Annotated in this window: 13 protein-coding genes; 4 read left to right on the top strand and 9 right to left on the bottom strand. The window is 59.6% G+C overall.

The genetic code is table 11. The features are described from left to right. Positions 1-186 precede the first annotated feature (186 nt). The 5 genes from NWQ23_RS08850 to NWQ23_RS08830 form a co-directional block, all read right to left on the bottom strand. Entirely contained in the window at positions 187-705 is a 519-nt protein-coding gene (locus NWQ23_RS08850) for a thioesterase family protein (protein WP_306165923.1), read from the bottom strand. A 1-nt stretch (position 706) separates the two neighbouring features. Then, complete coding sequence (locus NWQ23_RS08845) at positions 707-1492, bottom strand: enoyl-CoA hydratase-related protein (RefSeq protein WP_306165922.1); 786 nt, start codon at positions 1490-1492, stop codon at positions 707-709. Between the two features lie 62 nt (positions 1493-1554). Further along, on the bottom strand, positions 1555-3654 hold the full coding sequence (locus tag NWQ23_RS08840; protein ID WP_306165921.1) for an acetate--CoA ligase family protein: 2100 nt from the start codon (positions 3652-3654) through the stop codon (positions 1555-1557). 279 nt (positions 3655-3933) lie between these two features. Next, on the bottom strand, positions 3934-6351 hold the full coding sequence (locus NWQ23_RS08835) for an extracellular solute-binding protein (protein ID WP_306165920.1): 2418 nt from the start codon (positions 6349-6351) through the stop codon (positions 3934-3936). Beyond that, positions 6341-7015: a response regulator transcription factor gene (locus NWQ23_RS08830; RefSeq protein ID WP_306165919.1), complete on the bottom strand. Its 675-nt coding sequence runs from the start codon at positions 7013-7015 to the stop codon at positions 6341-6343. Before NWQ23_RS08830 ends, NWQ23_RS08835 begins: the two co-directional genes overlap by 11 nt. A 176-nt stretch (positions 7016-7191) precedes the next feature. Between NWQ23_RS08830 and NWQ23_RS08825 the strand changes: the two genes are divergently transcribed. The 4 genes from NWQ23_RS08825 to NWQ23_RS08810 all read left to right on the top strand — a co-directional run bounded on the left by NWQ23_RS08825 (position 7192) and on the right by NWQ23_RS08810 (position 11215). Beyond that, a complete protein-coding gene (locus NWQ23_RS08825; RefSeq protein WP_306165918.1) occupies positions 7192-8157 on the top strand; it encodes a tripartite tricarboxylate transporter substrate binding protein in 966 nt (321 codons plus the stop codon). Between the two features lie 73 nt (positions 8158-8230). Further along, a complete protein-coding gene (locus NWQ23_RS08820; protein ID WP_306165917.1) occupies positions 8231-8698 on the top strand; it encodes a tripartite tricarboxylate transporter TctB family protein in 468 nt (155 codons plus the stop codon). Then, complete coding sequence (locus NWQ23_RS08815) at positions 8698-10206, top strand: tripartite tricarboxylate transporter permease (RefSeq protein WP_306165916.1); 1509 nt, start codon at positions 8698-8700, stop codon at positions 10204-10206. Before NWQ23_RS08820 ends, NWQ23_RS08815 begins: the two co-directional genes overlap by 1 nt. After that, a complete protein-coding gene (locus NWQ23_RS08810; RefSeq protein WP_306165915.1) occupies positions 10190-11215 on the top strand; it encodes an AbrB family transcriptional regulator in 1026 nt (341 codons plus the stop codon). Before NWQ23_RS08815 ends, NWQ23_RS08810 begins: the two co-directional genes overlap by 17 nt. A gap of 111 nt (positions 11216-11326) precedes the next feature. Here the strand turns inward: NWQ23_RS08810 and NWQ23_RS08805 are convergent, their stop codons facing one another. From NWQ23_RS08805 to NWQ23_RS08790, 4 genes are all read right to left on the bottom strand, one after another. Next, positions 11327-12001, bottom strand: a complete 675-nt coding sequence (locus NWQ23_RS08805; protein WP_306165914.1) for an aspartate/glutamate racemase family protein — start codon at positions 11999-12001, stop codon at positions 11327-11329. After that, the gene (locus tag NWQ23_RS08800; protein WP_306165913.1) at positions 12001-13287 is read right to left on the bottom strand and encodes a TRAP transporter large permease; all 1287 of its coding nucleotides are present in this window, start codon (positions 13285-13287) and stop codon (positions 12001-12003) included. The genes NWQ23_RS08805 and NWQ23_RS08800 overlap by 1 nt, the downstream gene beginning before the upstream one ends. Continuing rightward, positions 13287-13808 carry a TRAP transporter small permease gene (locus NWQ23_RS08795; protein WP_306165912.1) on the bottom strand — a complete coding sequence of 174 codons (522 nt, stop codon included), beginning with the start codon at positions 13806-13808 and terminating at the stop codon, positions 13287-13289. Before NWQ23_RS08795 ends, NWQ23_RS08800 begins: the two co-directional genes overlap by 1 nt. Before the next feature lie 20 nt (positions 13809-13828). Further along, the coding region (locus NWQ23_RS08790) for a TRAP transporter substrate-binding protein (RefSeq protein WP_306165911.1) at positions 13829-14742 on the bottom strand (914 nt) is incomplete at its 5' end.

Here is a 14742-nt window from a genome sequence, read left to right as displayed (position 1 = left end):
GCTGCCGGTCATACCGGACCCGGTCATTATGCGGTCTGTCAGGAGTGTCAAAAGTCCGGCTGCCAAGCCGATACGGGCGCCACTGTAGATCGCCATCCCGATCACGCTCTCCGTCAAGTCCATCAAGGTCTTCCCACATCTTTCCATCAGTCTGGCAAGAATTGACGGCCTTTGAGGTCTCAACGGCTATTTCTTCTTCAGCGCGATACCTTGGCCTGACTGCTCTGGCATGCCCAGTCGGGCATGCGCGCCATGGATCTGTTCCAGCCGCCCGCTCACGCGAGGCCGCCAGTTTTCAGGCCGTCGCGTTTCAAGGTTGAAGCCAAGACATTTGACTTCGTTGGTGGCTGACAGATTGCCGTCGCCGTCCAGAACCCGATGGAACAAAATAAGGCGTTTGCTGTCGAAATCTGTCAGCTGCGTCTGGATTGTGAAGGCTGCACCCTCTGTCAGTTCGCCGGAATATGTCACGTGGTTTTCAACGATCACGTATTCATGGCCTGCGCGCGCCGCGATTGTTTGCTCGGGGGCATTGATCCAGTTCCAGAAAGCCCAGTTTGCCTGATCACAGATCGTCAGATAATGGGCCATGTTCAGATGCTGGTATTCGTCCACCCATTCCGGTTTGACGGTATTGTCAACCAGTTGCAGCGGGGTGGGGATGTCACCTGTCCAGTCATACAAGAAGGTCTCGGTGATCAGCATTCTAGCGTCCTTTCCAGTCCGGCGGGCGTTTTTCAGAAAGGGCTGCCATGCCTTCGGCGGCGTCCTCGCTTTGGTAGACTGATTGATAGATCGGCAGATCGGCCGCGCGCATCTTCTGGTAGGCGTCTTGCGTGTTCTGGCCCTCGGTCGCGCTGTCGATTTCCTTGATGGCTTGCAGCGACAAGGGGGCAGAGGCGGCAACCTTCTGTGCCAGCGCATGTGCAGCCTCCAACAAACCAGCAGCGGGCACGACCTGATTGACCAACCCCCATTGTGCCAGTTCTTGCGCGGACGCACGCCGTCCTGTCATCAACATCTCCATCGCAATAGCGCGGGGCAGGCGGCGGGGCAGGCGGATCACGCCGCCTGCATCGGCGATCAGGCCAATCGTTGCCTCGGGCAGAGCGAATTCCGCGTGATCTGCGGCGACGATCATGTCCGCGGCGAGTGCCAGTTCAAACCCGCCTCCCAGCGCCATGCCGTTCACCGCAGCAATGACCGGCTTTTTCAGGGCCCAATACTCGGTCAGCCCGGCAAAGCCGCCAATCCCTTGATCCGCATCGGGCGCTTCGCCTTCGGCTGCGGCCTTGAGGTCCCAACCGGCAGAGAAAAAGCGCGCGCCCGCACCGGTCACGATCCCGACCGACAGACTGTCGTCATCTTGCAGACTTTGAAAGGCAGCCCCAAGCGCCTTGCTGGTGGCGGCATCGATGGCATTGGCCTTGGGCCGGTCCAGTGTGATCTCCAGAACGCGGCCTTGCCGCTGTATTTTGACCGCATCTGTCATGTTGTCTCCGTTCTCGGACGAGGCGCTGTTGGCGCCGTTGGTCTTGGGCTTTGGCCCCCGCGTCAGGCGACGCTTTCTTTCTGGTCCGCAGCGCCCAGCCTCAGCACCGCATCCACAGCCAGTGCCCCCGACTGGCCCACAAGGATCGGGTTCACTTCAATATCTTCGGCACCGGTCGTCAAGGCGAACTGCGCCAGTTTTTCCAGCATGGTCAGCAGCGCCTCGCGGTCACCGGCCGGGCGTCCACGCCAACCCTTCAGGCGTTCATTGACCTTCAGACGGTCAAGGGCACGGGCGATTTCAGCGCGGGGGAAAGGGGCGGCCAGCAAGATGCTGTCGTTCCACAGTTCGGCCTCGATACCACCGCCTGCAATCATCATCACGGGGCCGACAGACGGATCGTAGGCGACAGAGGCCATGACCTCGGCCACCACATCGGTCGCCATGGCTTCGACGAGGACCATGTTCAAAGGGATATGCGGTGCAAGGCGTGCCATGTCTGCGCGCATTTGCACGATCGCCTCATCGACTGCGGCAGGTGATGCCAAGCCGATCCGTACGGCGCCGACTTCGGTCTTGTGCAAGAGCCGCGCATCCAGCGCCTTGATGGCAACCGGAAAACCAATCGCCTGCGCGGCCTCTGCTGCCTGTGCCGGCTTCACCACGCCGGACCGGGGCACAGAAATACCGGCTTGAGAGATCAGCGCCTTGGCTCTGGCCTCGTCCTGAGGGATGCCCGCGACAGGAAGCGCGTGGGGTACATCGGCCAGCGCATCAAGGCCTTCGGCGATCAGTTGTGCGCGCCGTTCCTGCCACCAGACAGCATGGGACAAAGCCTTGATGCATTCCTCCAGCCCCTGCATCGCGGCCAGTCCAAGGCTTTGGGTATGGTCGCGGGCATGGCCGGGAAAACAGTCAACCATCGGCGCAAGCTGTAGCGCTGCCACATCCCGGCCTGCGCAGGCCGCACCCAAGGCAGCCACCTGCGCCTCGTATTCGGCCACGTCCCACATGCCTTCGCGGGGGTAGTTCTGGATCATCATGGCGACGTCATACCCTTCGTCCAGAAGGGCGGAATAGATCGCGGTTTGCTGATCCAGATCATTCCATGCGGCCATGGTCACATCCTGCGGATTGCAGGGTGTGGCGATCGCAGGCAGCACCGCGCGCAGCCGGTCGTATCGCGGGCCGGTAGGCTGGGGCAGTTCAAATCCGGCTGCGCTCAGGTGATCGGCCAGCATGACGCCCATGACCCCCGAGACAGCGGTGACCATGACCCTGCGGCCTTTGGGAATTTGCCCGGAGTCAAACAGCTTCAGCGTTTCGAAAAACTCTGATTCAGAGTTTGTGGAAACGATCCCGAGGCGGTCAAAAAGCGCTTCCCACGCTGCACCCGCGCCGGTCATCGAAGCCGTATGCGAGGCGGCGGCCATTGCACCAACCTCGCTTTTGCCGAATTTGATGGCGACGATGGGTTTGCCCAGCCTGAGCGCTTTTGCGGCAGCGCGGCGCAGGCTGGCAATATCGCGCAAAGCCTCGAAGGACAGACCGACCGCAGTCACCCGCGGGTCATCAAGCAGATAGTCCAGGCACAGCTCCAGACCCGTCACGGCCTGATTGCCGCCACCGACCATATGGGTGATCGCCAGTCCTCGGTCGCTAAAGACAGCATCGCACAAAAAGCCACCGCCTTGGGAACAGATGGCGACACCACGTGCGGCGGTGTGAACGCCGAAATGATCCATCATGACGGCCACCGGATCGGCAAAGTTGACAACGCCAATCGCGTTTGGTCCCAGCATGATCATGTCACCGGCGGCGGCAACCAATCGGGCTTGCAAATCCCCTCCGATCTCGCCGGTCTCTGCAAAACCAGCTGCATTGCAGACCACGGCTTTGCAGCCCTTGTCCCGCAACGCCGCGATTGTTTCGATCGCCGCTTCGCGCCGTATCGCAACAAAGGCCAGATCGGGCGCATGTGGCAGGTCGTCGATCGTGGGGAAGCAGGTATAGCCCTGGATCTCTTTGTACTTGGGGTTCACGACCCAGGTATCTCCGGCAAAGCCAAGATCACGGTGATAGCGCAAGGCAGGGTCAAGGTTGCTCCCCCCTACAAAGGCGACGGAAAGCGGGCGAAACAGGGCATCAAGATTGATCGGCATTACGCGAACTCATTGTTGGAACTCTTTGCACGTTGGGTCAGGCAACCAAAAACACTTGATCTTGCAAGACGATGACTTGATTCTAGACGACACGCCCATGATTGCATTCTGGAGTGGACCACGCCTGCTGCGGCTGACGCAACTCCAATCATGACAATAAGAAACGGTCTGTCCCGCACAGAGGGCGCAGCGCGGTCCGGACGCGATTTCCCAAGTGCATGCATTTTGGCAATGCTGTGCCCGACGGCCTCTGCTTGGATGCCGCCACCTGCGCACCCGTCATCGCGGGGGCCGTACCGAGGCTTCCCATCCTTCCAGAAAGTTTTCCTTCTTGAGCGCATCAAGATATGTCAACAGCCCGGGTCCAAACCGGATGGGAAGGAAACTGCCCGCCTGCGCGCGCAATTGCGAAAGGGTCCATGTGTCCACGTCATCGACAGATCGGATCGGTATCAGTTGCGACCGCGTTGCGATTGCCCTTTGGCCCTCTTCTGACAACAAGAACCTGACGAAACGCTCTGCGGCCGCGGCGTGTTCTGCCGCTTTGGGAACAAATGCGCTGCGCGCCATGACCAGATTGTAATCGGACAGAAAATGCACGCCCAATCGCGGGTCTTGCGCTGCAAGTGACATCGCATAAGAGCCGATGACATTGATTGCGATCGAAATCTCACCTGCCGCGGTCGCCGCGATCATTTCGGACGTGCAGCAGAACGTCCTGACGCCTGTTCTTCCCAGGACCTCGGTTGTGCGTTGTGCCTGCAAGCCCTGTACCGCGTCCTGCGTTGCAAAAAGATACCCGATGCCGGAACCGCGCAGGTCGTAGATTCCTATACGTTGGCTCAGCACCGTTTCGTTGTCGCGAATAAAGTTGGCCAGTTCGCGATGTTCCTTTGGCAGGCGGCCCGTGTCGAAAGCGGCGCGATTATAGACGATCACCGCGGGTTCGAAGGTGAAACCGAAGAGTTCAGAGCGCCACGTGGCCCAGTCAGGCAGATCCGCGGATTCAGCGATGTCGAGGCGGCGGGCGATCCCGCGGTTCACAAGGTCAACCTGTAGGTCCATCGCCGAACTGATCACCACGTCAGGTGTCGCGCCAGCGAGCATCGCCTCATGAAGCGAGACCGTTTGATACTCTTCGTAGACGATCTTTATGCTGGGATTGAGCGCCTCGAATTCTGCAATCACGGGGGCCATCGCGGGTGTGTCGGTCGCGCTGAAAACGGTTATGGTCTGGGCATCGGCGGTCCCTGTCCCGGACAGCCCGAGTAACAAAGCGGCGACCCAGACCAGAGGCGCCACCGTTCTGCGGACCAGCCTTGGAAAGGCGATCGTCACCGCAAGACCACCATTGCGCGAGGTCGCAAGCCGCATTTTGGCCCCGTGCCCGTCCGCCACCGCCTGCACGATGGCAAGCCCAAGCCCCGATCCGGCCGTGTCCTGTTTGATGGATGAAAACCGTTCGGTCGCGCGGGCGCGGTCGGCTTCGGCAATGCCCGGGCCTGCGTCCTCGACCTTCAGGACCAGCGCGTCGTCTTCGACGTCGAGTGCGATGTCGATCTTGTTGTCGGGTGGCCCGTGCCGCACCGCATTGTCGATCAGATTGCGCAAAGCCTCGCGGACAGACAAGGCGTCGGCAATCAGCATGTCTTCACCATCTGCGACATGATCCGCATCAAAGGTCACCACGATCTTGCGCATCCGGCTATCGCGCAGCATTTCCGCAAGCGTATCGCGGACGACGGGTTTGAGTGCCACAGGTTTCAAGGTCGCCCGATCGGACCTGTGGATGACCATCGCATTGGCCAATAGCTGGTTGGTCAAGCGCACGGTGCGTTCGGCCTGCCGCTCGGCGCGGGTCAGACGCCCTTGCATCTTTGCAAGGTCACTGGAGTCCGCGGCCAAAGACAGGTGGCCCTGAAGGGCAGAGAGCGATGTGCGGGTCTGGTGCGCCACATCGGCGATGAACCCCTCGGTCAGTCGCAGGTTTCGGTCCAGTCGGGCGATAAAACTGTTGATCGCCTCCAGAAGCCCGCTGATCTCGCGCGGGGGGGCCCCTTCGAAAGGCGTGAGGTCGCCGGGCGCGCGGGCGCGCAAATCAGCCTCGATCCGGCGCAGCGGCGACAGGGCCCGCCTGATCGCAAGCCAGACAAAACCAAGGCCGATCAGCGAGATACCCGCCAAGCCGGTCATGCCGTTCAGGAAAAAGGACATTTGCTGCGCGCGTCGCGCATCAAGGGTCTGCCCGATCTGCACCACGACCCAAAGCCGCCCCTGAGGCGAATTCATCTGCCGCCCCTGCACCACAAAGCGGAAGGGATCACCATAAGCGGCGTCGAAAAAGACAGGCGTCGCCTGCAAAGGGATATCGGCGGGAAAAGGCAGATCGCTCGTCCCCGTAATCACCCCCGTATCTGGCGAGAAGACCCGGTAGACGACCCGGTCGTCAGGTGCGAGAGCAAGAATTTCCATTGCTGATGAGGGCAGATCGACCGATGGTCCATTCGCCCCCGGGGATACACGTTCCAAGACCGACAGCGCCGCCCCAGCCAGCAAAAGGTCATATGTCCGGTTGGCGGCGCCGCGCGCATAGTTCCAAAGCAAAAACGAAATGATCAGCAAAAGGACAGCGAAGCCAAAGGCCATCATCGACAAAAGGCGGCGTTGAAGCGAATAGCTGCGCGTCTCACTCTTCATCGGCGACATAGGCCATATATCCAAGCCCGCGGGCGGTTTTGATCACAAGGGGCGTCTCTTGCAATTTGCGCCGCAGCCGCGTCACGATCTGTTCGACCGCATTCAGACTGGGGCTTTCGTCGAAACTGTAAAGCTTGTCGGCGACCTCTTCCTTGGTCAGCATCCGGCCAAGGTTGTCGATCAGGATTTCAAGCAACTGGACCTCGCGCGCGCGCAGATCAATGTCTTTGCCGGTCACGATGGCACGTTTGGCCGCACGGTCAAACGAGAGCGCGCCGGCAACAAAGACGTTGCTGGCCGTGCCGGAGCGCCGGCGGGCCAACACGCGACAGCGTGCCAGCAATTCGCGAAAATCGAACGGCTTTACAAGGTAATCATCTGCCCCCGCATCCAGCCCGACCACACGGTCGTCGATCTGCGAGCGGGCCGTCAGGATCAGCACCGGCGTCAGATCGCCACGGGCACGCAACGAGCGCAAGATGTCATAGCCGTTCTTGCCGGGCAGATTGACGTCCAGCAGGATGATATCAAAGCGGGTATGGCGCAAAAGCTCGTTGGCTTCGTTGCCGTCGCCTTCGCGATCAACAGAATGCCCTTCCGCCCGCAGGCGATCAACGATCGTTTCGGCCAGTTCTTCATTATCTTCGATCAGCAGGATGCGCATGGCGGCATCCTATGTGGCAACTTTTGTTTCGGATAGCTGTTTTACAAGGCTGTCAGTGTCAGGTCAGTCTGGAGTCAGCCTTAAAACAGAAATGGCTCAGGAAGTTGTCAGCCTGCTGCCCTAGGGTCGCGCTATGGCGGGAAAAACCCGCTTGTCTCAAAAGGGAGGAGACCCAAATGATATTTACCCGTTTCTGCGGCGCATTCGCCTTCGCCGCTACGCTGGCTATGCCAACATTTGCCGAAATCACAAGACCAGAGTGTATCGCACCCGCAAACCCCGGTGGCGGTTTCGACCTGACATGCCGGATTGCGCAGACCGGACTGGAGCCCCAGTTGGGCACCGCGATGGAAGTCAGCTTTATGCCCGGTGGTATCGGTGCTGTGGCTTACAGCCTTTTCAACACGACACGGACAGATGACGGCAGCGCTATCGTCGCATTCTCGACCGGCTCGCTCTTGAATATCGCGACCGGCAAATATGGAGAGTTTGACGAGAACGATGTGCGTTGGCTTGCCACCGCCGGTGCCGACTTTGGTGCGGTGATCGTGCGCGCTGACAGCCCCTACCAGAACCTTGGCGAGCTGATGGCCGAATTTGCCGCTGACCCGGCGTCCGTTGTGGTCGGTGCAGGCGGCTCTGTGGGTTCGCAGGACTGGATGAAGGCCGCACTTCTGCTGCGCGGCGCGGGCGGTGATCCGCGTGCAATGCGCTATGTGGCGTTTGACGGCGGCGGCGATGCTATCGCAGCCCTGCTGGGCGGTTCCATTGGTGTCTATACAGGTGACATGGGCGAAATGACCCCGCACCTAGAAGCCGGCACGATGCGCGTTCTGGCCTCCATGTCTGCCGAGCGGCTGGATGGTATCTTTGCCGATATCCCGACCGCAGCGGAACAGGGTTTCGACGTTGAATGGACGATCATGCGCGGCTTCTACATGGGCGGCAGCGTGTCGGACGAAGACTATAATGCCTGGGTGGATGCATTCGAGGCTGCTTATGCAACGCCTGAATTCGCGGCAGTGCAGACTGAGAAAGGGCTTTTGCCTTTGAACATTGCCGGGGACGATCTGACCGCTGCAATCAACGAAAACATGGCGCTTCTGCGCACAATCGCAACAGAAGCAGGTCTGATCAACTGATCTGACCCAACTGACAAGGCCGTCGCCGTACAGGCGGCGGCCCTTTGACATTTATTGCAAGGGGGGGCAATTCATGGCTGACCGTCTTTTCGCGGGCTTTCTGCTTATCGTCACACTGGCCTATGCCTATATCGCGTGGACCATTATCCAGGCGCCATTCCAATACGATCCTCTTGGACCGGAAAGCTGGCCGCGCATCCTTGCGGGGGCTGCTGTGCCCTGCATTCTTTATATTCTCTGGCGGCCGGACGATGAACCCTTTGCGGTAGCGAAATACACATGGTTCAGGCTGGCTCTCATGGTGGCTCTGTTGTTCGCCTATGCCGAACTTTACGAACCGCTGGGGTTCATCATCTCGACCATTCTGTTTGGCACGATTGTGGCCCTGACGCTGGGCGCCCCCCGTTCGGGAGCCTTGGCCTTTGGTATCGGGATGGGCGTGTTCGGCTATCTGCTGTGTGTCACGCTGATGGGCCTGAACCTGCCTGATGGCGAAATCGTCGAGGCTGCGCTGCAAATCCTTCAAGGGGGTTCTGAATAATGGATGTTATCCTCTCTGGCCTTGCCACGGGTTTCTCCGTCGCACTGGACCCGTTCAACCTCATGCTGGTCTTGGTGGGGTGTTTTCTGGGCACGCTCATCGGCGCGTTGCCGGGGCTTGGACCGATCAATGGTGTGGCGATCCTGCTGCCCATTGCCTATAGCCTGAAATTCCCGCCTGAAAGCGCGCTGATCCTGCTGGCGGGGATCTACTATGGGGCGGAATACGGCGGGCGCATTTCGTCGATCCTGCTCAACGTTCCCGGTGACGCCAGTGCGGTGATGACCACCCTTGACGGTCATCCGATGGCCCTGCGCGGAGAAGCAGGGCGCGCCCTGTCCACCTCTGCGGTAGCGAGCTTTATCGGGGGTACGATTGCCGTTGTGCTGATGACGCTTTTTGGCCCGCTGCTGGCTTCTGTCGCGGTCGGGTTTTCACCGGCGAACTATGTTGCCTTGATGGTTTTTGCCTTTGCATCATTGGCCTCGCTTGTGGGCAAGAGCACGGTCAAGACCCTCTTGGGCGCACTGATCGGGCTGATGCTGGCCACAATCGGGATCGACGCCAACACCGGCGTCGCACGCTATACATTCGGCATTCCCGACCTGCTTGCAGGGATTGATTTCCTGATCGTGGTTGTGGGTCTTTTCGGGATGGCGGAATTGCTGCACCTTGTAGAGCAGCAGGTCAAAGGAAACCTGAAATCCCTGCCCGTGGACAAGACCTTTGTGAAGGTTGCTGATATCGTCAAGCTGCGCTGGACGATCCTGCGATCATCCCTGATCGGGTTTGTCATCGGTGTCTTGCCGGGGACCGGCGCATCGGTTGCCTCGGCTGTCGCCTATGGCACGGAAAAGCGTCTGGCGGGGCCAGAGGGGTCAAAGACCTTTGGTACCGGTGACATTCGCGGCCTTGCCGCACCGGAATCGGCCAACAACGCAGCGGCAGGCGGCGCCATGGTGCCTATGCTGACGCTGGGTATTCCCGGGTCGGGTACGACAGCGATCCTGTTGGGGGCGCTGTTAATGTTCAACGTACAGCCCGGCCCGCTTTTGTTCACGCAAAAGCCCGAGATTGCTTGGGGTCTGGTGGCCTCGATGTATATTGGCAATGTCGCACTTTTGGTGATCAACCTGCCGCTCGTAGGGCTTTTTGCGCGGTTGCTGACGATCCCGCAACATTATCTGACGCCGCTGATCGCGATCCTTGCCTTTATCGGGATTTACACGATTGTCGGTAACCCGCATGATCTGTTCTTGATTACAGCCTTGGGCGTATTCGGCTGGTTCCTGCGCAAGCTGGATTTCTCGCTGGCCCCTGTTATCCTTGGCTTTGTCCTGGGGTCGCTGTTCGAAAACAACCTGCGCCGTGCGCTGTCGATCTCGGGTGGTGACTGGGCCATCCTGACGGAGGATCTTACAAGTATCGTGCTTTATATCCTAGCTTTTCTAGTGGTCTTCGCGCCGATCTGGCTGTCACGCAGAGCGCGCCGTGCGGCTGCGGCCTAACACTGTTACTCCGCATCTTGCCGCCCTCGCCATTGGCGGGGGCGGCGGCGTTTTGGCGCTTGGGCTGGGTTTGCCAGCGGCGGCACTGATCGGATCGACCTTTGCCGTAGCCTTGGCCGCCACCTTGCGTCTGCCCTTGGCTTTGCACCCGCGACTGCGCGACCTTGCCTTTGCCGTGATCGGCATTTCCTTGGGGGCAGGGGTCGAGGCCGAAGCCCTGAACCAGATCGGGGCATGGTCGGTGAGCCTTGCCATGTTGCTGGCCTGCCTTGCAACAACGCTTTTCGTGGGGACGGTGCTGTTGCAGCGGGTGTTCGGGATGGACCGCAACACCGCCATCCTTGCGACCAGCCCCGGCACAATGTCGAATGCCATCGCGCTTGCGCTCGAGGGGCGGGGTGATGCGACAACAATCCTGATCCTGCAGATGATCCGCTTGCTGGTTCTTGTGACCATTGTCCCTCCGGTGGCGATGCTGATTGACGCGGACAGCGGTTTCGCACCTGCCACGCCGATGGACCTCGCCCCCCTTGCGATCTTGGTGGGTGTGGCGCTTGCCCTTGGGCTTTGGGGCGCGCGCGCGGGAATTCCGGCGGCCTGTCTGTTGTTCGGGATGATCGTCAGCGCCGCGGCCCATGTCGCAGGTCTGGCACATGGCCCTGCGCCAACATGGGTCGTCAACGCCAGCTTTGTCATAACCGGTGCCGCGCTTGGCGCGCGATTGACCGCCGTGACCGGATCACAGCTTTTGCGCATGTCCAAAGCGGGGCTCTTGCTTGTCACCTCGGCGGTTGCGGTATCGCTTTGCTTTGCGGGGCTGACACATATCCTGACCGGATTGCCGCTTGCCCAAATCTGGATTGCCTTTGCCCCCGGCGGGGTCGAGGCGATGGCCGCGATCGGTCTGGCACTGGGCTATGATCCGGCCTATGTCGCCATTCATCATTTTGCGCGGATACTGGCGCTGGTGGTGTCAATCCCGTTCATCCTAAGCTGGTTTCGCTCATGAGGGTGCGGCATCCGGCGTGGTCGCCGCTCTGACACGCGCAGATCGCAAGTTTTTGCCGCCCGAAAGCCGGAGCGCGCGCTGGGCCATCCGTTCGATGCGCTGGCAAACCCCTTAGAATGTGGGCCGTCCTCCCAGCCGAGACATGGCCGCGGTACGCAGAATAGTGATCGCACCTTGGGTGCCGTCAATCAGAGGCACGGGGCAGTGCGGTCCGATCTTTGCGGCAACGCCTGCCAATGGACCGCCGCCCATGACAACACAGGTTGCGCCGCGCCGATGCAGGTCTTCGCACAATTGGCGAAGTTCCTCTGAAAAGCGGTTCTGGACGGTCCCGGGATCGCCAAAATCATCTGTCCTGACCGCCGCCGTCCCGATCAGCTTTGCGCCAAGTCCTGCCTCTTCGGCTTTTGTCTGCAATCCTGTGACAAGGCTTTGGCCGAAGGTCACGATGCCAAAGGGTCCGCCAAGTGCTGCGACGATGGAAAAGGCGGCGGTGGCGATGCCGATCACAGGGATGTCCGGGCGCAAGGCGCGGACTTCCTCGGCGCCGGTATTGCCGAAAGAGGCAAGTACAATGCCATCACAGGGCGCATCGTAGGCTTTGACAGTTTCCAGGACAGCGCGGCTGGCGTGGTCTGCGTCATCCGGTGTCACGATCAGCTCTGGCCCAAAGGTCGGCCGAACTGTTGTGAAGCAGTCTCCGGGTTGGGCCGCTGCATTGGCGGCCTCCCTGATCCGGTCCGTCACGCCTTTGGAGGTATTGGGATTGATGATCAACAACCGCATCAAAGTATGACCGACGGCAGCCAGAGCGAAAGGGCCGGAAAGACATTGACCAGTAGCAAGGCGACCAGCATCGCACCGATGAACATCAGCATGGAGGGAATGATCTTTGCGATCGAAATCTTTGCGATGGCACAGGTGATCAGGACCACAGAGGCAACAGGCGGGGTCTGCTGGCCGATCCCGAGGTTGATCGTCAGGATCAGGCCGAAATGCACACGATCAATCCCGAGCTGGTCCGCCAGAGGAAGGAAGATCGGCACCAGCATCAGGATCGCCGGCGTGCCGTGAATGATCGTGCCGGCCAGCAAGAAGAAGACATTGATGACCAGCAAAACCACCCAGTAGTTGTCCGATACCGCAAGAATAGCCTGCGCGATCTCTTGTGGGATCCGCTGGTTGGTCAGATACCATCCCAGCAAAGTCGAGGTTGCGACGATGAACATCAACATCGCCGAACGCTTGCCCGCGATGCGCAGCGTATCAACCAAAGTCCCCAGACGCACGGTCCGGTAGACGAACATCGCCAGCACAATGGACCAGAAGGCGGCAATGGCACCTGCCTCGGTGGCGGTGAAGACCCCGCCCAGAATACCCGCCAATACAAGGATTGGCAGTGTCAGCGGAATGGCGGCATCCTTGCCTGTTTCGATGACACGGGCGAAGGAAAACGCGCCCTCGGTCGGATAGCCACGCTTGACAGAGATGATATAGGCCGTTCCCATCAAAAGCGCACAGACCAGAAATCCCGGCACGATCCCTGCGGCGAAAAGCTCTGCGATCGAGGCATTTGCGACATAGGCATAAAGGATCAGGTTCAGGCTGGGCGGCACGATAATCGCCATTGTCGCCGAGGTCGATGTCACGGCGGCGGCAAAGGCAACCGGATAGCCGCGTTTTTTCATCTGCGGAATCATGACCGAACCAATAGCGGCCGCATCGGATGTCGCCGTGCCCGAGATTTCGGAAAAGAACAGCGATGTCAGGATGTTGACATGCGCCAATCCGCCCCGGATATGGCCAACGAGCGAAGAGGCAAAGGCAATCAGCTTTTCAGCGATTTTGCCTTGGTTCATGATTTCGCCTGCAATCATGAACAAGAGTGCGGCCACCAAAAGATAGTTGTTGGCGCCACCAAAGGGGATCAATCCGATAATTTGCGGCACGACCGCAGGATCAATGATGATCATGGTCGCCGCAGTGATCCCCAGCACAAAGCCGATTGGCAGACCTGCAATCAGCAGGACCACAAGCAGGATCAGGATCATCCACCCCGGATCAAGAAACATCACGCGTCACTTTCAGGCAAAAGGTCCAAAGGATCGATGCGGCCGGTCACGATGCCGACAAAGCGCACCGCGCAAAACAAGGCGATCAGCGCGCCACCAAAGGGCATGGCGCCGCGGAACAAGGCCATCGGCGCATCAATGGATATCAAGGATCGCGCCCCGAAACTGGCTGCCGCAATGCCACCGTACCACGCCAGCATTGCCCCGAAGAGACCCATCAGTATCAGGTTCAACGCCGTGACCACCCGCATCATTCCCGCAGGCATGACGCGCAACACGGCATCAAATCCTAGATGTTCGTTCGTTCGGGTCAGATAGGCTGCGCCGATAAAGGTCAGCATTGCCAAAAGATGCGCGGGCAGTTCCTCGCCCCATGACACGCTGTCGTTGAGGACGAAGCGGGCGAAGACCGCCCAGTTCAACAAAACCAGAAGGAGACCGGCAAGTGAAATGACCATGACATCAAGCAGAGCGCCCAGCCAGCGATCCAAGGTCGATACCAAGGCGTCAATACGGTCCATGCGCGGTCTCCCGATCCGGTTCACTCGATCCCGAGCGCGATTTTGGTCTCGGCGATCATGTCCGCACCAATGACATCGACAAAGGTCGGGCTTTCATAAAGTGGCGCGGCAGCAGCTTGGAAGGCTGCGAAATCGATCTCGTTCACAGCGATCTTGTCCGAGAGTGCCGCGATCGTCTCTGCATCTGTCGTCTCGCCCCAGCTGAACGACCATGGTGCGACTTCTTTTGCCACAGAGATGACCGTGTCACGCAAATCTGCGTCGAGCGAGGCAAGGAATGGCTCTCCGATCACAAGGAAGGTGGGCAGATAGACGTGGTTTGACAGCGACATATAACCCTGCACTTCGAAGAGCTTGGCGGTGTCGACCACGTTCGCAGGGTTTTCCTGTCCGTCGATGGTGCCCTGATCCAGTGCCGAATAGACCTCTCCAAACGAAAGTGGCGTCGCGTTGGCGCCCAGGGTGTTGAACATCTCGACACGCTGACGGTTTGTCGGCGTGCGGATCTTCAGTCCTTCAAGATCGGCTGGCGTCACTATGGGGCGGACATTGTTGGTAATCTGGCGAAAGCCATTGTCCCACATGGCGGCAAGAACCATTCCTGTTCCATCGAACCCTTCGGACAACATTTCACCCGCAGGGCTGTCGATGAAGGCCTGTACCGCTGCGCGGTCCTCGAACAGGTAAGGCAGGTCGAAAATCGACGTGCGTGTGTTGATCTGTGCGACCGCCGAGGCCGACAAAGAGGCTTGGTGCGTCCCAAAGCCAAGGCCCTGAAGCACGTCTTCTTCTTTGCCAAGGGTATTGGACATAAAGATCTGGACGTCGATTTCGCCCGGCGCTGCCGCTTCAAGCCGTGTTTCATATTCCAACAGGAAAACATGGGCAAAAGAGCCTTCGGGCAGGGATGAATTGATCTGCATGACGGCTTGCG

It is taken from the genome of Yoonia sp. (assembly GCF_030731595.1).
In the GTDB taxonomy this organism is placed as follows: domain Bacteria; phylum Pseudomonadota; class Alphaproteobacteria; order Rhodobacterales; family Rhodobacteraceae; genus Yoonia.
The sequence above is the reverse complement of the archived record's forward strand: the minus strand, read 5'-3'. Positions and strand labels throughout refer to the sequence as shown.